This window comes from Dokdonella immobilis (genome assembly GCF_900115085.1).
Classification (GTDB): Bacteria; Pseudomonadota; Gammaproteobacteria; order Xanthomonadales; family Rhodanobacteraceae; genus Dokdonella; species Dokdonella immobilis.
On the sequence record NZ_FOVF01000005.1, the window covers coordinates 1 to 18,901 of the forward strand.

The 18,901-nt window shown below is 65.4% G+C and carries 20 protein-coding genes; 12 read left to right on the plus strand and 8 right to left on the minus strand.

The window, feature by feature from the left end; all coding sequences use genetic code 11:
* Positions 1 to 105: 105 nt before the first annotated feature.
* The 3 genes from BM125_RS05165 to ftsY all read right to left on the minus strand — a co-directional run bounded on the left by BM125_RS05165 (position 106) and on the right by ftsY (position 3,024).
* Positions 106 to 378, minus strand: coding sequence for an oxidative damage protection protein (locus BM125_RS05165; protein ID WP_092405612.1), 273 nt, complete (start codon positions 376 to 378; stop codon positions 106 to 108).
* Positions 357 to 1,430 (minus strand): A/G-specific adenine glycosylase, encoded by a 1,074-nt coding sequence (gene mutY, locus BM125_RS05170; RefSeq protein ID WP_092405614.1) that lies wholly within the window; start codon positions 1,428 to 1,430, stop codon positions 357 to 359. The genes BM125_RS05165 and mutY overlap by 22 nt, the downstream gene beginning before the upstream one ends.
* A 400-nt stretch (positions 1,431 to 1,830) precedes the next feature.
* A complete protein-coding gene (gene ftsY / locus BM125_RS05175; RefSeq protein WP_092405616.1) occupies positions 1,831 to 3,024 on the minus strand; it encodes a signal recognition particle-docking protein FtsY in 1,194 nt (397 codons plus the stop codon).
* 151 nt (positions 3,025 to 3,175) lie between these two features.
* Here ftsY and rsmD point away from each other — a divergent pair, with 151 nt between their 5' ends.
* The 9 genes from rsmD (at position 3,176) to BM125_RS05220 (ending at position 9,831) form a co-directional block, all read left to right on the plus strand.
* Positions 3,176 to 3,745, plus strand: a complete 570-nt coding sequence (rsmD, locus tag BM125_RS05180) for a 16S rRNA (guanine(966)-N(2))-methyltransferase RsmD (protein ID WP_092405618.1) — start codon at positions 3,176 to 3,178, stop codon at positions 3,743 to 3,745.
* A gap of 398 nt (positions 3,746 to 4,143) precedes the next feature.
* On the plus strand, positions 4,144 to 4,641 hold the full coding sequence (gene coaD / locus BM125_RS05185; protein WP_092405620.1) for a pantetheine-phosphate adenylyltransferase: 498 nt from the start codon (positions 4,144 to 4,146) through the stop codon (positions 4,639 to 4,641).
* A gap of 106 nt (positions 4,642 to 4,747) precedes the next feature.
* Entirely contained in the window at positions 4,748 to 5,257 is a 510-nt protein-coding gene (locus BM125_RS05190) for a lipoprotein (protein WP_245778801.1), read from the plus strand.
* 56 nt (positions 5,258 to 5,313) lie between these two features.
* The gene (locus tag BM125_RS05195; protein ID WP_092405622.1) at positions 5,314 to 5,571 is read left to right on the plus strand and encodes a YfhL family 4Fe-4S dicluster ferredoxin; all 258 of its coding nucleotides are present in this window, start codon (positions 5,314 to 5,316) and stop codon (positions 5,569 to 5,571) included.
* On the plus strand, positions 5,568 to 7,286 hold the full coding sequence (gene ggt, locus BM125_RS05200) for a gamma-glutamyltransferase (protein WP_092405624.1): 1,719 nt from the start codon (positions 5,568 to 5,570) through the stop codon (positions 7,284 to 7,286). The genes BM125_RS05195 and ggt overlap by 4 nt, the downstream gene beginning before the upstream one ends.
* 4 nt (positions 7,287 to 7,290) lie before the next feature.
* The gene (locus tag BM125_RS05205) at positions 7,291 to 8,160 is read left to right on the plus strand and encodes an MBL fold metallo-hydrolase (protein ID WP_092405626.1); all 870 of its coding nucleotides are present in this window, start codon (positions 7,291 to 7,293) and stop codon (positions 8,158 to 8,160) included.
* Positions 8,161 to 8,191: 31 nt separating this feature from the next.
* Positions 8,192 to 8,680 (plus strand): DUF4920 domain-containing protein, encoded by a 489-nt coding sequence (locus tag BM125_RS05210; RefSeq protein WP_092405628.1) that lies wholly within the window; start codon positions 8,192 to 8,194, stop codon positions 8,678 to 8,680.
* A 41-nt stretch (positions 8,681 to 8,721) separates the two neighbouring features.
* Positions 8,722 to 9,426: a TMEM43 family protein gene (locus tag BM125_RS05215; protein WP_092405630.1), complete on the plus strand. Its 705-nt coding sequence runs from the start codon at positions 8,722 to 8,724 to the stop codon at positions 9,424 to 9,426.
* 9 nt (positions 9,427 to 9,435) lie between these two features.
* Entirely contained in the window at positions 9,436 to 9,831 is a 396-nt protein-coding gene (locus BM125_RS05220; RefSeq protein WP_092405632.1) for an MAPEG family protein, read from the plus strand.
* A 425-nt stretch (positions 9,832 to 10,256) separates the two neighbouring features.
* On the opposite strand, the gene BM125_RS05225 is transcribed toward BM125_RS05220, so the two are convergent.
* Positions 10,257 to 10,820, minus strand: coding sequence for an NUDIX hydrolase (locus BM125_RS05225; RefSeq protein ID WP_092406000.1), 564 nt, complete (start codon positions 10,818 to 10,820; stop codon positions 10,257 to 10,259).
* Positions 10,821 to 10,901: 81 nt separating this feature from the next.
* Between BM125_RS05225 and BM125_RS05230 the strand changes: the two genes are divergently transcribed.
* Positions 10,902 to 12,401 carry an NHL repeat-containing protein gene (locus BM125_RS05230; protein WP_139224867.1) on the plus strand — a complete coding sequence of 500 codons (1,500 nt, stop codon included), beginning with the start codon at positions 10,902 to 10,904 and terminating at the stop codon, positions 12,399 to 12,401.
* A gap of 56 nt (positions 12,402 to 12,457) precedes the next feature.
* Here BM125_RS05230 and BM125_RS05235 read toward each other — a convergent pair whose 3' ends face one another.
* Positions 12,458 to 13,120, minus strand: coding sequence for a DsbA family oxidoreductase (locus BM125_RS05235; protein ID WP_092405636.1), 663 nt, complete (start codon positions 13,118 to 13,120; stop codon positions 12,458 to 12,460).
* A gap of 209 nt (positions 13,121 to 13,329) precedes the next feature.
* Positions 13,330 to 14,316: an MBL fold metallo-hydrolase gene (locus tag BM125_RS05240; RefSeq protein ID WP_175497922.1), complete on the minus strand. Its 987-nt coding sequence runs from the start codon at positions 14,314 to 14,316 to the stop codon at positions 13,330 to 13,332.
* Between the two features lie 299 nt (positions 14,317 to 14,615).
* Here BM125_RS05240 and BM125_RS05245 point away from each other — a divergent pair, with 299 nt between their 5' ends.
* Positions 14,616 to 16,127 (plus strand): outer membrane protein assembly factor BamB family protein, encoded by a 1,512-nt coding sequence (locus tag BM125_RS05245; RefSeq protein ID WP_092405640.1) that lies wholly within the window; start codon positions 14,616 to 14,618, stop codon positions 16,125 to 16,127.
* 85 nt (positions 16,128 to 16,212) lie between these two features.
* Positions 16,213 to 16,962, plus strand: coding sequence for an SOS response-associated peptidase (locus BM125_RS05250; protein WP_175497923.1), 750 nt, complete (start codon positions 16,213 to 16,215; stop codon positions 16,960 to 16,962).
* Between the two features lie 43 nt (positions 16,963 to 17,005).
* Here the strand turns inward: BM125_RS05250 and BM125_RS05255 are convergent, their stop codons facing one another.
* Entirely contained in the window at positions 17,006 to 17,335 is a 330-nt protein-coding gene (locus BM125_RS05255; RefSeq protein ID WP_175497924.1) for an antibiotic biosynthesis monooxygenase family protein, read from the minus strand.
* Between the two features lie 93 nt (positions 17,336 to 17,428).
* Positions 17,429 to 18,724, minus strand: a complete 1,296-nt coding sequence (locus BM125_RS05260; RefSeq protein WP_139224868.1) for a peptidoglycan DD-metalloendopeptidase family protein — start codon at positions 18,722 to 18,724, stop codon at positions 17,429 to 17,431.
* Positions 18,725 to 18,901: the final 177 nt, after the last annotated feature.

Below are 18,901 nucleotides of genomic sequence, written 5' to 3' on the forward strand. Positions count from 1 at the left end.
ATCGCAGGCTTTTCGTAGGAAGAGCCTTCAGGCTCGACGCTTTGTGCTTCGCCGTGCGCGAAGCATCGCGGCTGAAGCCGCTCCTACGGGGAAGGCGGAGCGGCTTTAGTGGGAAGGGGGTTTGACGAAGCCGGCGGGGGCTTCGGAGCCTTCGCCGAAGAAGTATTTTTCCATCTCGGCGGCGAGGAAGGTTCTCGTGCTTGCGTCGAGGGGATTGAGGCGGTTTTCGTTGATCAGCATGGTCTGGTGGGCCATCCAGTCGGCCCAGGCCTGCTTCGATACGTTTTCGTAGATGCGCTTGCCGAGTTCGCCGGGCCAGGGGGCGAAGTTGAGGCCTTCGGCTTCGAAGCCGAGTTTTACGCAGTGGACGGTTCGCATGGTTCGGTTTCCGGGGGAAGGGATGCGAGCAGTTTACGCACCGGCGCGGGCAGACCCAATTCGGCGAGTTCGTGGGAGGCGAACCAGTCGCGGTCGGGGTTGTCGGCGATCTTCGGTTCCGGCGTTTCGATCTGCAGCAGCATCGGCGTGACCTTGAGCTTGTAGTGGCTGAAGGCGTGGGCGAATTCGGGCAGGACCGAGAGGCGGCCGTTGGCGAACGCGTGCGCGGCGCTAAGCGATTGGCTGGCGCTCTCGAGGCTGTCGCCTTGCGGCAGGCTCCACAGGCGTGCCCAGACGCCGGTCGGCGGTCGGCGTTCGAGCAGGATGCGGCCCTCGTGGTCGCGCACGATCAGCATGGTCAGTTCGCGGGTCGGGATTTTCTTTTGCGGCTTGGGCTGCGGCAATTGCGCGGTCAGGCCTTCGCGGCGGGCGACGCAGTCGCCACTCAGCGGGCATTCGCTGCAGCGCGGCTTGCTGCGGGTGCAGACCAGGGCGCCGAGGTCCATGATCGCCTGGGTGTAGTCGGCCACGCGTCGGGAGGGCGTATGCGATTCGGCGAGGCGCCAGAGTTCGGCCTGCACGGCACTCTGCCCGGGCCAGCCGTGCAGGCCGTGGAAGCGTGCGAGCACGCGGCGCACGTTGCCGTCGAGGATCGCGTGCGACTGGTCGTGGGCCTGGGCGAGGATGGCGGCCGCGGTCGAGCGGCCGATACCGGGCAGGGCGGCTAGTGCCTCCATTGCATCGGGCAGTTCGCCATTGTGTTGTTCGACGCACATTTGGGCGCAGCGGTGCAGGTTGCGCGCGCGGCTGTAGTAGCCGAGGCCGGACCAGAGGCCGAGAACGCGATCCTGCGGCGTGTTGGCGAGATCGATGAGCGTCGGCAGGGCCAGCACGAAGCGTTCGAAATACGGGATTACCGTGCGCACCTGGGTCTGCTGCAGCATCACCTCGCTGAGCCAGACCCGATACGGCGTGCGCGGGTGCTGCCAGGGCAGGTTGCTGCGGCCGTGCACATCGAACCAGGCGAGCAGGTATTTGGCGAAGCTATCCATGGTGATCGCGGGTTCGAACGGAAAACAAAGGCAAAAGCCCACCCTCATCCCCCTGCGGGACCTGAACTCGCGCCATCCCTGGCGCTCGCCCTGCGGGCAGCATTCGCTGCTCAAAACGGCAATCCTGCCGTTTTGTCTCCCGCCAGCGGGAGAAGGAAAATAGTGGCGGTCTGTTGCGTGGGGCAGAAGGGATTCGCGGCGGTGCTGTGGTGTGAAGTGCCTCTCCCGCTGGCGGGAGAGGCTGCCGACAGGCTGGTGAGGGTGGTCGGGCGGAACGTGATGTTGAAATCAAGAGCGCACCCTCATCCCCCTTCGGGACCTTCTCCCGCTCGCGGGAGAAGGAAACATTTGCGTCTGCGGTGGAGTGGCCTCTCCCGTAAGTGGGAGAAGGGAAACGCGGTCAGTTGCTGGTGGTGATTTTCGCGAGCGATGCTGGCAATAGACCGTCGACGAAGGCCTGCGCGTTGAATGCGCGGAGGTCTTCGGCGCCTTCGCCGAGGCCGATGTAACGGATCGGCAAGCCGAATTCGCGGGCCAGGGCGAACACCACGCCGCCCTTGGCAGTGCCGTCGAGCTTGGTCACGACGAGGCCGGTGACGCCGATTGCCTCGCGGAAGTGGCGGACCTGGGCGATGGCGTTCTGGCCGGTGGTGCCGTCGATGACCATCAGCACCTCGTGCGGGGCATTGCCGTCGATCTTGCCAAGCACGCGGCGGATCTTGCCCAGTTCATCCATCAGGCCTGACTGGGTGTGCAGCCGGCCGGCGGTGTCGGCGATCAGCAGGTCGACCTTGCGCGCGCGGGCGGCCTGGTAGGCATCGAAGATGACGCTGGCCGAATCGGCGCCGGAGGCTTGAGAGATCACGTGAACGCCGTTGCGCTGGCCCCAGGTTTGCAGCTGTTCGACGGCGGCGGCGCGGAAGGTGTCGCCGGCGGCCAGCATGAGGCTGCGTTCCTGGTGCAGGAATCGGCGCGCGATCTTGCCGATGGTGGTGGTCTTGCCGACGCCGTTGACGCCGACCATGAGCAGCACGAACGGGGTGTGGGCGCTGATGTCGAGCGGCTTTTCAACCGGCTTGAGCAGGTCGACCAGGCGCGTGCGCAGCGCGCCGAGCAGGGCGTCGGCGTCGGCGAATTCGCGCTTGGCTACGCGCTTGCGCAGTTCCTCGACGATGTCGGTGGAGGCGGTGATGCCGACGTCGGCCGTGATCAGGCAGGTTTCGAGGGCGTCGAGCAGGTCTTCATCGAGCTTGGGGTTGCGTGCAAACAGGCCGCCGAGGCCCTTGGCCAGGCCGCTGCCGGAAAGGCGGTCGCGCCAGCTCTTCTTCATCGGGAGTTCGGCGGTTTCAGGGGCCGGTTCGAGCAGGCGCGGATCGACTTCGCGTTCCTCGGTGATGGCGAGGTCGATCGGCATGTCCGGACCTTGCGCCGGCATTATCGGCAGTTCCGCCGTGACGGCGAGATCGATCGGCGCTTGCGAAGCATCTGGTGCCTCGGTCGGGACTTCCTGGGTGATGTCCTCGGCGCCACCGTCGACGGACTTCTCCGCGGCTTTCGTTTCGTCGACGGGCTTCTTTTTCCAGAACTTGAGCATTGCGGGGATGGTTGAACAGGGGAATGCGCGGCATGCTATCACTGTGTGGGTGAATGCTTGGGCTTGCGGGCCGCTGTGCGGCCATCGAGCGGGTGGGTGGCGGCGATTGACTGCGACGCTGCGCCGGTCGGCGGGGCATGGAGGAGTTCGGATGGCGCGGGATTTGCGGGGCGCGGGCAAGCTTCGGATTGTCGCAGGCAGCTTGCGCGGCAGTCGTATCGACGTGGTCGACCAGGAGGGCTTGCGGCCGACCAGCGATCGGGTGCGCGAGACCCTGTTCAACTGGCTCGCGCCGATGATCGAGGGTGCCCGTTGCCTGGATCTGTTTGCGGGGACCGGGGCGTTGGGCATCGAGGCGCTTTCGCGCGGGGCCGGGGAGTGCGTGTTCGTCGAGCGCGATCGCGGCCTGGCCGGGCGGCTTGAGGCTACGCTGGCGCGTTTGAAGGTGCCGGGTGCGCGCGTGGTCTGCGCGGATGCGCTGGTCTGGCTGGCCCAGCCTGCGGGGCGCTTCGACCTGGTGTTTCTCGATCCTCCCTTTGGGGCGGACCTGTGGGCCGAGGCGGCGCGCCGGCTCGAGGCGAATGGCTGGCTGGCCGAGTCGGCGTGGATTTATGTCGAGGCTCCGATGGGAACCCGGTTGGAACTGCCGCCGACCTGGAATCTGTATCGAGAGGGGAAGGCTGGAGCGGTGTCTTTCGCTCTGTATCGCCGGGCCGGATAGGCCGGTCTTCATGATCCGGCGGGATGAGCCCCGGGTACGATGTTCTTCTGCAAGGTTCGGCAGAGAGCATCGCGGCTGAAGCCGCTCCTACGACGGAGCGGCAACGCGTCACCAGCCATCGACGCCCGCGCCGCCCATCGCGCTTTTCGTAGGAGCGCCTTCAGGCGCGATGCTTCTGGTGGGATGGATAGGAGCGCATCGCGGCTGAAGCCGCTCCTACGACGGAGCGGCAACGCGTCACCAGCCATCGAAGCCCGCGCCTCCCATCGCCCTTTTCGTAGGAAGGGCCTTCAGGCCCGATGCTCCTGGCGCGACGGATGGGGGAGCGCGGCGTGATGGCCAAGGCGGCGGACTCTTCGGCTATGCTAGGGCGATCCAGGCAGTCGTTCAGGTGACTGATGTCGGTTCCCCATTCGCGGACCCGTGTCGCGGTCTATCCGGGCACGTTCGATCCGATCACCAACGGTCATATCGACCTGGTGACGCGGGCTGCGCCGTTGTTCGACCGGCTCGTGGTGGCGATTGCGGATAGCCAGAGCAAGGGCCCCTGTTTCGCCCTCGACGAGCGGCTGGACATGGCCAGTGCAGCGCTGGATGGGATTGCGAATGTCGAGGTGCGCGGGTTTTCGACCCTGCTGGCGAGTTTCGTCAATGAGATCGAGGCCGGGGTAATCCTGCGCGGCCTGCGCGCGGTGTCGGATTTCGAATACGAGTTCCAGCTCGCCAGCATGAACCGGCACCTGATTCCGCTGGCCGAGACGATGTTCCTGACCCCGGCCGAGCAATACAGCTTCATTTCTTCGTCGCTCGTGCGCGAAATCGCGCGACTCGGCGGCGATGTGTCCGGATTCGTCCATCCGGTGGTGCAGCAGGCGCTGTCGCGCCGCTGGGCCTGATCGACCGCTTTCATCCACCCGCGTTCCTTGCCTCGGAACGTCCCGAATTCGGCCCGCCGGCCGGGTTCGCGGTATCCTTAGGCGTATCCCGATAGGAGTTGCAAACATGTTGAGAAAGAATCTGTTCATCCTCGTTGCCGCCGTTGCGATGGCGCTGGGCCTGTCGGCCTGCGGCAACAAGGAAGCCGAGCAGGCGCCCGTCGAGCAGGCCGCCGAGGTGGTGACCGTTCCGGCGCCGGGATCCGACGCCGCGGCCTGGAAGAAGTACCTCGCCCAGGTGGTCATGCAGAACATGCAGGGCGTCAAGACCAACCGCCCGTACATGTACTTCGTGCCGGCCGGAGATGACGGCAAGACCGAGATCGATCGCAGCAACCAGCTCGAGAACGTGCGTAACACGGTCGCGCGCGGCGTGCTGCCGGGCAACATGATGGCCTTTGGCGGGCCCGATTCGGCGACCACGGCCAACCTCGTCGTCGATGCCTTTGCCGATTCGGGCGCCGGCACCTTCCATGACGTGACCGTGCTGTTCGTCGGCGCGCAGGCCGATTCCGACCGGGTCAAGGAAGCGCTGACCACCTCCGGCGCGACCTTCCGCTTCGCCGAAATGAAGTAAGGAACCATTCGGCGCGCCCTTGCCGGTTCGGCCAGGGCGCGCCAGCTAGGCATCCCATGGCGCTCAAGATCACCGATCAATGCATCAATTGCGATGTATGCGAACCGGTTTGTCCGAATACGGCGATCAGCCCGGGTGCCGAGATCTACGAAATCGCGCCGTCCCAGTGCACCGAGTGCGTGGGGCACTTCGATGTTCCGCAATGCGTCGAGGTCTGTCCGGTCGAGTGCATCATCCTCGATCCGCAGCATCCCGAATCGCCTGAACAACTGCTGGCCAAGTACGCGGTGCTGACCGGCGCGGAGAGCACATGAACCGACTCTGGATCCTCCTTGCCGGTCTGGCCCTGCTGGCCGGCTGCAATGTCACCGACGCGCAGGACGCGTCGACCACGCCATCGGCAGCGCCGTCTCTGCCGGCCAGCGGTCCAGGCAAGGCCGCCGTGGCCAGCTCGCACCGGATCGCCACCGATGCCGGCCTCGAAGTGCTGGCCAAGGGCGGCAATGCCTTCGACGCGGCCATTGCGGTCGGCGCCACGCTGGCCGTGATCGAACCCTCGAGTTCGGGCATCGGCGGCGGCGGTTTTTTCCTGCTGCACCGGGCCAGCGACGGCAAGGACACCTTCCTCGATGCGCGCGAGACGGCGCCCGCGGCGAGCAAGGGCGAACTCTGGGCTGACGCCGAGGGCAAGCTCGATCGCGACAAGTCGATCAACGGACCGCTGTCAGCCGGCATTCCGGGCGAGCCGGCGGCCTACGTCTGGCTGGCCGGGAAATACGGCAAGCTGCCCCTCTCGGAATCGCTGGCCCCGGCGATCCGCATCGCCCGCGAGGGCTTTCCGGTCTACGCGCGTTTCCGCGCCTCGATCGAGCGGCGCAAGGAAGTGCTGCAGCGCTGGCCGGCGTCGGTGGCGCTGTACATGGTCGATGGTGAGGCGCCGGCCGAAGGCGCGACCTGGAAAAATCCGGATCTCGCCGACACCCTCGAGCGCATCGCGAGCCAGGGCAACGACGGCTTCTACAAGGGCGAGTTCGCGGCGAAGCTGGTCGATGCGGTACGCGCCGCTGGCGGCATCTGGACCCTCGACGACCTGGCCGCCTACACGGTCAGGGAACGCGAGCCGATCGCGCTCGACTATCGCGGCTGGCGCATCGTCACCTCGCCGCCGCCGTCCTCGGGCGGCATCGCGCTCGGTGAGATGTTCAACATCCTGTCCGGTTACAACCTGGCCAAGCGCGACCGCGTGCATCGCATCCACCTGAACATCGAGGCGATGCGCCGGGCCTATCGCGACCGCGCCGAATACCTCGGCGATCCGGATTACGTGGAGATGCCGGTGGCCGAATTGCTGAGCCCGCTCTACGCGGCCGGACTGCGGGCTTCGATCCATCCGGAAAAGGCGACGCCGAGCGACTTGCTGCCGGGCTACATTCCGCCGAACGAGTCCGAGCACACCACGCACTATTCGATTATCGACGCCGACGGCAACATGGCGGCAGTGACCAAGACCGTGAACCTCACCCTCGGCTCGGGCTTCGTCGTCGCCGGCACCGGTTTCGTACTGAACAACGAAATGGACGATTTCGCCTTGCTGCCGGGCCAGCCGAATGCGTTCGGCCTGGTCGGCGGCGACGCCAATGCGCCGAAGCCCGGGCATCGGCCGCTGTCGTCGATGACGCCGAGCTTCGTTATCGGCAACGACCGCGTCGGCGTGATCGGCACGCCTGGCGGCAGCCGCATCATCACGATGGTGTTCGAGGGCATCCTCGCCTTCATCGACGGCGAGTTGCCGGAGAAGGTCGTGGCCAATCCGCGCTATCACCACCAGTACCTGCCCGATGTCGTCTCGGCCGAACCGAACGCGTTCACGCGCGAGGAGACCCGGGCCTTGCAGGCCATGGGCCATATCGTCAACGACGCCGAACGAACCTGGGGCCTGATGAACATGGTCAGCTGGGACCGCAAGACCAATACGCTCCACGCCGGATCCGATCCGCGCGAGGAAATGAGCAGCGGCAAGGTACAGTGAGCCCATGAAACTCTGGTCGATCATCGGCAATTCGCAGCGCCTCGATGGCGGCGCCATGTTCGGCAATGCGCCGAAGGCGGTCTGGCAGAAATGGATCGCGCCGGATGCGAGCAATGCGATTCCGTTGGCCTGTCGCGCCTTGCTCGCCGAAGGCCTGGCCGGCAAGACCGTGCTGTTCGAGACCGGTATCGGCGCGTTTTTCGAGCCGAAGCTGCGCGAACGCTATGGCGTGGTCGAAGCGAACCATGTGCTGCTCGATTCACTCGCCGCGGCCGGGTTCGCGCATACCGACATCGATGTGGTCGTGCTCTCGCACCTGCACTTCGACCATGCCGGCGGCCTGCTCGCGGCCTGGCAGGAAGGCCAGCCGCCGTCGCTGCTGTTCCCGAATGCGACCTTCGTGGTCGGTGCCGAACACTGGCAGCGCGCGTTGCATCCGCATCCGCGCGATCGCGCCTCGTTCATCGCGGAGTTACCGCAACTGCTGCTCGACAGCGGCCGCCTCGAGATCGTCGACGGTCCATATTCGAAAGTGCTGGGCGAGGCCGTGCGCTTCGAGATTTCCAATGGTCATACGCCGGGCCTGATGCTGGCCGAGATCGTCGCCGAGGACGGTGGCGTGGTGTTCTGCGCCGACCTCATTCCGGGTCGGCCCTGGGTACACCTGCCGATCACGATGGGCTACGACCGCTATCCCGAACTGCTGATCGACGAGAAGCAGGCCTTCCTCGAGGACAAGCGCAAACGCAACGTGCGCCTGTTCTTCACCCACGACAGCGAGTGCGCGATGGCGGCGGTGGAGCGCGACGAGAAGGGACGTTATGGCACCCGCGACGAGATGCCTTCCCTGGTAGCCTGGCCGCTGGCCGCCTGAGCGACCGACGAACCAACGAGAGGAGTTTTCCATGCGTGCAGCGATCCTGATGTTCCTGCTGGTCAGCAGCGGTGCCATCGCCCACGAAGAGGCCGGACACAAGGAAAAGGCGTTCGCCACGGCGCCGGTCGAGCAAACTGCGGCCGGCGCCGTCTACGGTGAACCGCTGCCGACGCCGGTGCCGGCGGCCGTGAGCATCGATGCCGCCGCAGCCAATCTGGCCGAACATGCCGGCAAGCCGACCGCGTTCAGCGGGCGCATCACCGAGGTCTGCCAGAAGCAGGGTTGCTGGGTGGTGCTGAGCGGCGAGAACGACAGTTTCGCGCGCGTAACGATGCACGATCATGCGTTCGGCGTGCCCAAGGACTCGAATGGACCGGCGGTGGTCTATGGCACGCTCACGGTAAAGATGCTTGGTGACAAGGAACTCGAGCACCTGAAGAAGGACGGCGCCAGCGAGGTCCGTTCGACCGAATTGCAGATCGATGCGGTTTCGGTGCTGATCCCGAAATCGGCCTGACAACGGGCGCCGAACCCGATCCGACATCCGAGGCCGCCTGCTTGAAACGAATTCGCCAGAACGCCATCGTCGCCTGCGCCGTGCTGCTACTGCTGCTGGCCGTTTTCGCCATCGACCGTTTTGGAGGCTGGCGCGGTTTCCTGCAGCCGCAGGCGGTTCCCGAAGTGGCCATTTCGGTGGCGGCGGCCTCGATCGATCCGCTCAACGAGGGGCGCCTGGTCAGCGTGCAGGGCAGGCTGGAGGCGGCGCAGGTGCCGAAGGACGCGCAACTCGGTGTCGTAGCGGACGCTGCGGTGGTGCTGATCCGCAACGTCGAGATGTTCCAGTGGCGGGAAGCGTGCGTCGACACCTCGTGCGTGCAGTCGACGGCATGGTCGAACACGCTGATCGATTCGTCGGCCTTCCATGCGCAGGAAGGTCACGAAAATCCGCCGGCGTTTCCGTTTGAATCGACCCGCTTCGATGCCGAAGGCATCCATCTGGGCGCCTTCCGGCCCGATCTCGGATTGGTCCTGGCCCAGGTCGAACCCGTGGCGCGTCCGCTGCGCCTCGAGGAGTTGCCCGCCAACCTTGCCGCCAGCGCCAGCCAGATCGATGGCCGCATTTACATCGGCAACGATCCGCTCAATCCCGCAGTCGGTGACCTGCGCATCGGCTATTCGATCATTCCGTCGGCGACGACGACCCTGAGCGGCATTCAACGCGCCGACCGGCTGGTCGCCGTGGAGCCGAAGAATCCAACCTAGGAACCGATCATGCACATCACGGGAATCTATGCGGCGCTGGCCGCGATCCTCGTCATCATTCTCTCGGCCCGCGTGATCGCGCGGCGTAGGAGCGCGCGCATCGGTATCGGCGACGGCGACGACAAGGTCCTGGCCCGCTGCGTGCGTGCCCACGGCAATGCGATCGAATACCTGTCGATCGGCTTGATCCTGCTGCTCCTCGTCGAGATGAACCAGACCCAGCCGCTGGTCGTGCACATCTTCGGCATAGCATTGCTGTTCGGTCGCCTGATGCATGCGGTCGGTCTGTCACGCAGTTCGGGGCCGAGCTTCGGCCGGGTGGGCGGCATGATCCTGACCCTGGCCGCGATGGGCGGCATGGCGGCCCTGCTGATCTGGCAGTTCGTGCTGCGCCTGACGATCTGACCGCCGGCATCAACAACGAAGCGGCAACGCGCCGCCCGCCATCGAAACCCGCACCACCCATCCGCCAGGTTCTTTCATGCGCAACGCTTTTCGTAGGAAGCGCCTTCAGGCGCGATGCTCTACGCCACATTGCGGGAAAGGCATCGCGGCTGAAGCCGCTTCCTACAGCGAAGCGGGAACGCGCTGCCCGCCAGCGAAGTCCGCGCCGCTTGTTCGCTGCTTTTCGTAGGAGCGCCTTCAGGCGCGATGCTCTCGCGCAGATCCCTCGAAAGGCACCGCGGCTGAAGCCGCTTCCTACAGCGAAGCAGAAACGCGCTGCCCGCCAGCGAGGTCCGCGCCGCTTGTTCGCTGCTTTTCGTAGGAGCGCCTTCAGGCGCGATGCTCTCGCGCGGACCCCTCGAAAGGCATCGCGGCTGAAGCCGCTCCTACGATCCAACGGATTCGCCGTGGCCGTCGCCGCGCATGATGTCCTCGTGTTCAAGGAAATACATGCCGGCGAACATCTTCGGATCGACCGAAAAGCCATCGGCCATCTTCTGCACGAGCCAGCGTGCCGCCTCAGTTCTCGGCACTTCGTGCAGGGTGATGTCCTCGGTTTCGTCACCGCCGCCGGCGTGCACGCGAGTCAGGTTGCGGGCCCGGACGAAGGCGAGGATCTCGTTGCTCATGCCAGCCGAGGTCGGACCGGCCATGATGAACTCGACGTTGGCCGCCTCATAGCCGGTTTCCTCGATCAACTCGCGGCGGGCGGCCTCGACCGCGCCTTCGCTGGCCGATTCGGGGTTGTCGCCGACCAGGCCCGCCGGCATTTCGATCGTCATGCAGTCCAGCGCGGGCCGAAACTGCTCGACAAACAAGACCTTGTCCTCGGCGGTCACGGCGATGATCATGACTCCGCCGCCCGGGTTGGTGCGTTCGGCATATTCCCAACGCCCGCGCCGTTTCAGGCGTAGCCAGGTTCCGTTGCAAAGCGTGACGGTTTCGGTCATCGTTGTCGGCTCCATGAAACTTTCGCGGGCGCGGCGTGGTCTGCACCGCCTCATATCCCGCTAGCATCCAAGGTTGTATCGATGAATATCAAGCGATTGCTGTGTTGCCTCGCATTATTGCTGGCTGCACCGATGGTTCTGGCCGACAAGCCGGCGGCGGACATGCAGGGCAAGCGGGATGCCACCACGTTCACCGAGGCGGAGGTCAGTGCAATCACCTCGCCGGCGGTCCTGCATCGCATGGTGGCCGGTTACGAGCGCCTCGGCGACCAGCAGCGCCTGGCTTGGACCCTGGCCCGCCTCAGCGAACTGAACCCCGATTCGGGTGACCTGCGCATGGCCCTGGCCCTGACCTACGCCAACCTCGGCGACAAGTCCAAGACCTACGATCTTCTGCTGAAGATGAAGGAGCAGGGTTACGGCGTCGATCTGAGCGACGATCCGCGCTTCGAAAAGGTTCGCGGCACCGAAGCCTGGACCTATGTGGTCGACAACCTCAAGGCCAACCTGAAGCCGTTCGGCGAGGGCAAGGTCGCCTTCGAGCTGCCGAAGGGCGACACCCTGTTCGAGTCGATCGCCTGGGATCCCAAGCGCGGCAAGTTCCTCGTGGGCAGCGTGCGCGAAGGCAAGATCTACCTCGCCGACAAGGATGGCAAGCTCAAGGAATTCATCACGCCGGCGGATGGCAGCGGCCTCTGGAGCGTGTATTCGATGGCCGTTGATGCCGAGCGCGACCTGCTCTACGTGAACTCGACCTCGGCGCTCTACTTCAAGGGTTTCCGCCAGGAGGACTTCAACAAGACCGGCATCTTCCAGTTCAAGCTGTCGACCGGGAAGCTGCTGCACAAATACCTGTTGCCGACCGACCAGGGCACGCGCAGCCTGTCCAGCATCACGGTCGGCAAGAACGGCAAGGTGTATGCCGCCGACGGCGTACGCAAGGAGATCTACACGATCGACAACGGCCAGCTCAAGCTGGTCGTGGCGAACCCGAAGCTGACCAGCATTCGCGGCCTTGCGGTCAGCGATGACGGCAACATCCTGTACTTCGCCGACTATGGCCTCGGCATTTTCGGTGCCGACCTCAAGGAAGGCACCGGCTTCACCCTGAAGCATGATCCGGCCCACCTGGTGCTTGGCGGCATCGAGGGTCTGTACAGCTACGACGGCACCCTGGTCGCGATCGAGAACGGCATCTCGCCGAAGCGCGTGATCCGCCTGTCGCTGTCCAAGGACGGCAAGAGCGTGACCCGCATGATGCCGCTGGACGTGGCCAATCCGGCGTTCTTCCTGCCTACCTACGGCACGGTGGCCGGCAACGACCTGTATTTCATCGCCAACAGCCAGAAGGGCATGTACGGGCAGTACGGCGATCTCAAGGACGAAAAGAACCTGCAGCCGGTGCGCATCTTCCGCAGCAACCTGCGCTTCGCGTGGGATGAGAGCGGCATTCCGGCCGGTCAGATCCAGCCGGCGCGCCGGGCGACGCCGGAAGAGGCCGCTGCTGCGCGCGGCACGCCAAAGCTGCTCGAGCGGCCGCCGGAAACCAAGCCTGCAAAATCGGAAGACAAGGGCGGCTGATCCCGACCTTGCCGAAAAAAGCCCGGCCCCGAGCCGGGCTTTTTGATGCGCCGGGATCAGCCCTGCGCCGCGATCCGGCGCAGGGCGTCCTCGAAGATTTCAGGCGGCTGGCCACCCGAGATCAGGTGGCGATCGTTGATGATGACGGCAGGGACGGCATGGATGCCGCTGTCGAGGTAGCGCTGTTCCTGCTTGCGCACCTCGTCGCCGTATTCGCCGCTTTCGAGAATGGCCTGCGCGCGATCGCCGTCGAGTCCGGCCTCGACCGCGATACGGACCAGGTTGGCCTGCGCCGAGACGTCCACGCCATCAGTGAAGTAGGCGCGCAGCAGCGCGTGCTTGAGGGCGAGTTCACGGTCGCGACCTTCGAGCGCCGCCCAGTGCAGCAGGCGATGCGCATCGAAAGTGTTGTAGATGCGGTCGCGCTGGTTGAAGGTGAAGCCGAGGGCGGCACCGCGTGCGCGGATCGCTTCGCGGTTGGCAGCCAGCTGTTCCGGCGTCGAGCCGTATTTCTGCCGCAGGTGCTCGGCGACGTCCTGGCCTTGCGCGGGCATCTGCGGATTGAGCTCGAACGGCTGGAAATGCAGCTCGACCTCGACGCTGTCGCCGACCCGCGCGATCGCCTGCTCAAGCGATTTGAGCCCGATCGCGCACCACGGACACGAGACATCGGAGACGAAATCGATCTTCAGCGCGGTCGGCGCGTTTGAGATGGCCATGGCAGATACTCCAGATCTGGTTCCGTGGAAGATTGGGCACCAGCGGCGACAATCAAGCGGGATGCCGCAGCGACGCCCTCGTGCACGACATGGACGACAGGCGTACCGCATCCGCAGCGCGTCTGGCTCTTGTCCGGTTCCATCATGGAGCGCCGCCGCGATCTTCACTGACGGTTTCGAGGCCAACCGGAAGGCTGGTGCCGGCGGATTCAGTCCGCCTTCGGGCACCAGCGCTTGCGACCCGCTGCGTCGGGCTTGATGAAGCCATCGATGTAATAGGCGAGCAGGGTACGTCCGTAGGATTCGTCAGCCTTCGACACCAGCGGTTTCGCATCGGCGAACCAGCCGTCGATGCAGGTCTTGCTGTCGGCAGAAGCGGCGGAGCATTCGAGCAGGCGGTCAAAGGCCTTGCGATAGGTCGCGAAGGCCGCGGGCGTCATCGGCGCACCGTGGCCCGGCACCAGTCGTTTGAAGCGGACCTCGGACAATTCCCCGAGCGCGCGCTTCCAGCCTTCCGGACAGGCCGAATCGAACATCGGAACGGGCAGGGTGACGAGGTCGCCGGCGACCAGGGTTCGCGTCGATGGATCGAACATCCAGAGATCGCCCTCGGTGACCGAGTGCGCGCTGGCATGCACTTCGAGGATGCGACCGCCGAGGTCCAGGGTCGTCGATTCGCGAACCGGGTCGGTCTCGGCCAACTGGCGGTCGAGCTTGAGCAGATCGAGTTCGGCCTGGTAGCGCTTGCGCTCGGTCGAGCCGGCCTCGAGGGTCGGTACGTAGGATTCGAGCTGCTTGCGGTAGTCGGCGTGGAATCCATCCAGCGCGTTGTCGAGCGATGGATGCGCATAGACGTGGAGACCGGGCCAGCGCGCGCGGAACTGCGCATTGCCGCCGATGTGGTCGAGGTGCCAGTGGCTGTTGACCACGCCGACCAGCGGCACCCCGAGTCCGGCGACGAGGTCGATCAGTTCCTGGGTGTGGGCGTTGCCGCGACCCGTGTCGACAACGACGGCGCCGTCATTCCCGCGAATGATCAGGCTGTTGCCATCGGGGCTGTGGTTTGCCTGCAACTGGCCTGGCAGCAGGGTGATGCCTTCTGCCACTTCGACCGTGACGTCCGCCGCTTCGACAGTTGCGCAGCAAGCGGCCAACAACATCGGTAGCAGGATGCGGGGAAGCATGGAGGTACGCACGGTTTCTTGTCTCCTCGTCGCCGGTTCCTGGAGCGTGCAGGCAGCCGGCAAGGTCGAGTGCTCCCATCGCATCCGCGCTGCGATCATGCCGCCGCCACCTGGTCGCATTAGGCGATTCGCGCAGGCCGCTTGCGCGTGCTGAACGTCATGCCGGCAGGCGCCGCCGGGACGATCGCGTGCGCCGCGCATAGGCCGTCCGACATTCCGACTTCCAGCACGCGCGTCCGCTGCTACGTGGGCACAGTATCGGCACGGTGGAGCACGCAAACGCTGCGGGCCCCGGCGAAGGGGAGACCAACATGTCGAATTGGAGCGTTGCGGAACGACGGATTTTCAGTGCCTGTTCGAGACTGCATGGCCGCATTCTTGTCGGGCCACTGCTTGCCATGTGCCTGTGCATGGTGATGGGTGCAGAGGCTGCGAGTGCGGCGCCGGACCCTCTGCTGGGCAAGTGGTGGGGCACGACCGGTACCGACCGGGAACGTATCGAAGTCGGCTTCGAATTCGTTCGTGACGCGGAAGGCAGGCTGCGCATGCGCTTCACCCAACCGATCACCAACGTATTTGACTATGCGGACAGTTCCGAGATCGTGCGCGAGGGCGAGCGCGTCAGCATCGAATCCTTCGCCCTGTCGCTGACCCTCAAGGGCGATACCCTGACAGGCACGTTTCCGGGGCCGAAGAGCAGGGCGCTGCTCAGGCGCGTCGATGCGATTCCGGCCGAGGCGCCGATTCCCGAGGTGCCGACCGGGCCCGGACCGCTCTGGCAGGCACGTCTCGGCGGACAGGTGTTCGCCACACCGACGGTTCTCGATGGCGTCGCCTATATCGGCGGGACCGGCGGCGTCGTCAATGCCGTGGACCTGTCCAGCGGTGAGCTCAAGTGGGCATTCGCGGCAGGCGGCCCGATTTTCGGCGCCGCCGCGGCGGTGGCCGATGCCGTGTATTTCGCCTGTGACAACGGCTTCCTCTACAAGCTCGATCGCGCGACTGGCAAGCAGGTCTGGCGATACGAACTCGGCGATGCCGATGTGCCGCGAGTTCTCCCGCACCCGTCGGTCTTCGACTGGGATTGGCAGGGTGCGGCTCCGCTGGTCGCCGACGGCATCGTCTACGTCGGTTCGGGTGAGGGCAGCATGCATGCGGTCGATGCCGGCAGAGGCGAACGGCGCTGGCGCTTCGCCACCAGCGGCAAGATCCGCAACGCAGCGGCGCTCGATGGCGAGCGCGTCGTTTTCGGCAGCGCCGATCATTTCGTCTACGCGCTGGACCGCAAGACCGGTGCCGAGCGCTGGCGCCACGATACCCGCGCCGACGTCGACGGGACGCCATTGATCCACGACGGGCGCGTCTATATCGGCAATCGCGGCGCCGGCCTTTATGCGCTCGACGCGGCCACCGGCGCCGAGATCTGGCGGCTCTATTTCTGGGGATCCTGGGTCGAGTCGACGCCGGTGATCGCGGACGGTGTGCTCTATATCGGCTCTTCGGACCTGCGCCGGGTCAGTGCGATCGATCCGGCCGATGGCCATGTGCAATGGCGCAGCGACGTGCGCGGCTGGACCTGGGGCACGCCGCTGATCGTCGGCGACAGGATCTATGCGGCAGCGGCTGGCGGCACGCCCTATTTCGTCAGGCACCTGGCCAGTCTCAGCACGCTCGACCGCAAGACCGGCCGTCTGCTCACACGTTGGCCATTCCCCGATACCGGCGGTCACCAATGGGGCGTCGCCGGATCGCCGGTGCGCGATGGCGACCGCGTCATCGTCGCCACGATCGAGGGTTCGCTGTTCGCCTTTCCACTGCAGTAGTTGTGCCGCCAATCGCGCATCGCGTGGCGGTGGCACTTGACGCGCGCGCGCCGATGGCGTGCCATGGATCCCCGATCATGGAGGCGTGCCGCCAACAGGCATCGCGTCGACGACACGGCCCAAGGAGACCGATGTGTGCGGTCGCTATTCGAGCTACTACACCTGGCGCGAGATCTGGGAGTTTTCCGGTGGTCTGCAGCTGACCGTTCCGGCCGAGGATCCGCAACCCGCCTACAACCTGGCGCCGACCCAGCCCGGCTGGGTCCTGGTCGGCGAAGGCGAGGGCAAGGCACGGGCCACGCAGATGCGCTGGGGTCTCATTCCGGCCTGGGCACGCGATGCAAAGATCGCCTACAGCACGATCAACGCGCGCGTTGAAACGGCGAGCAGCAAACCGGCCTTCCGTTCGGCGTGGAAATCGCGGCGCTGCCTGGTCCCGGCGTCGGGCTACTACGAGTGGCCCGGCGAGGGCAGGCAGAAGCAGCCCTACTACATCCATGCCACCGACTCACCGGTAATCCTGTTTGCAGGACTCTGGGAGCGCTGGAGCCCGAAGGATGGCGAGCCGATCGAAACCTACTCCATCGTGACCATGGACGCGGCCGGCGACCTCGCCCGCCTGCACGATCGCATGCCCCTGATGCTGCCGCCTGACCTGCACCGCGACTGGATCGAGGGCGATGGCGAACAGGCGACTGCGATCGCGCAGGCCGCACCGATTCCCGCCCTGACCTGGCACGCGGTCGGCAAGGCGGTCGGCAACGTGCGCAACCAGGGACCGCAACTGATCGAGCCGGTCGATGCGTTGCTGCCGGAGCTGCTGCCCGAGGAGTGAGCTTCGCGAGGCCGCCTACGGCCGTCGATGGGCATGTCTTCGATCAGCCGCTGGCCGCACATTCGCGAAACGAACCGAGACTGGCCTCGCGCCGCGTGAACGACTCGCAGGCGAGATCCATGGCCTCGTACTCGGCGCGATGATCGGCCATGAACGCCTCGAGGTCCGCACGGCTGCGCCAGCGATCGATGGTCAGGTAGCGCACGGGGTTTGCCTCGTCGCGGAGCAGCAGCGTTTCGAGATAGCCTTGTGCCTGGCGAAACAGGCGCGCCCATTCGCCATCCGGGCCGTAGTAGCGCAGGAAGGCCGCGACGGATTCGGGTTCGACCTCGAACTCCCAGACATACGCGTGGTGTGCGGCGGTTCCGCTCATGGATCGGTCTCCAATCCAGGATTCGGCGCCTGACGGTGCACAGTTCTGGCGCATCCTTGTCTTGCGTTCGAGCCTGGCATGCCGGTCGAGCGATCAGTCGAAGCTGCTGGCGAAGATGACGTCGCCGACGAAGAAATCGTGGTTGTAGGTGGTGCCTTCATAGGTCGCGCGGAAATGCCAGGTGCCGGCCGGCGCGTTCCCTGGCAGGGTCCACGACCAGTACCAGTAGGACGCGCTGTAGTAAGGGTCTGAGGTCGCATCCGACATGCGGAAGTTCCATGACTGGAACGCGCTGTTGTCGGGACGCAGGATCTGGAAGGCGGTCAGTTGCGCGGCGCGCTGGTCGCGGTAGTAGGCGACGAAATACGGCGTGCTGCCGGCCAGGAAGTTGTCCGCAAGGTTCGGCGTTTCATCGATCGGGTTCGGGCAATTGGTGCCGTGATATTCGGGCGGCGCGGAATGGGTCGAGATCTTGTTGATCGCCGAATCGTAGTGGGGCGACTGTTGCGCCCAGAGCGAAGCCGATACCTGACAGGCACCCTGGTAGGGTTCGAGGATGGTATATCCGGTCAGCGCCGAGTGGTTCTCGAAGTGCAGGTGCGGGCCGCTGGAAAAGCCCGAGCTGCCGACCTTGCCGAGAAACTCGCCGGCGGCAACGGTGGCGCCGACCGGTTTGGCCGTCTGCGAGAGCTTTTTCATGTGGCCATACCAGGCGACCGTGCCATCCGCATGCTGGATGTACACGGCGTTCCAGTCGTCGGAATAGTTGTTCGGACAACTGCGATCGTCGAAACCGTCCTGCTTGCCGATGATCGTGCCCGGCGCCGCGGCGACGATGTCGACCTGCTGCTGGTCCATCATGTTCCACGGGAACGGCCAGAGGAAAAAATCGATGCCGGCGTGGTTGTAGCCGTCGGCAAGGTCGTAACTGCGGGCGCCGCAGTTCCAGTCCAGCAGCTGGTTCGGAAACGCAGGGTTGAGGTCGACGAAATTGGAGATGCCGTGGTAACCGGGATCGCCGTAGCCGGAAACGCTGCGCAACGGCCATTGCAGGCCGCCCTGCAGCGGGGCCAGCAGGGCCGGTGTCCTGATGATCTTGCCCTGGCGTTCTAGCTCGGCGACGTTGGCAGCGAGTTCGGCGTCGATGCGGGCGCGCTGTTCGGCGCTGATCTCGTCGGAGGGGAAGAGCGGAGCGCGCCCGCCACCATCGGGGGTCCTCGCCTCGACGGAATGGATGGCAAGACCGAGAACGAGCACACCGATGCCGGCGATTTGCCGCAGCCGGGAACTCCTTGCTTCAGCTTGGCCAGAGCAATGGATGATCGCCCGGTCCACCGTTCCCCTCGCGACGCTCCAAGCGCTGCGTCCGGGCTCGCGTCTTTTCGACATGCCGAGTTCTCCGCTGTTGTCCGCCCCCAAGCGGGCATTCCCATGCTTCCAACCTTGAGGGAAACAGCCAGCGAGTTCAACCTCGGTTGCCCGCTGCCTGAGTGCAGCGGTCTCGAGAGAGTGGTGGCGGGGGCGGGCGAGAATGCAACCGGCAGGACACCGCCTGCCCCGTCAGTC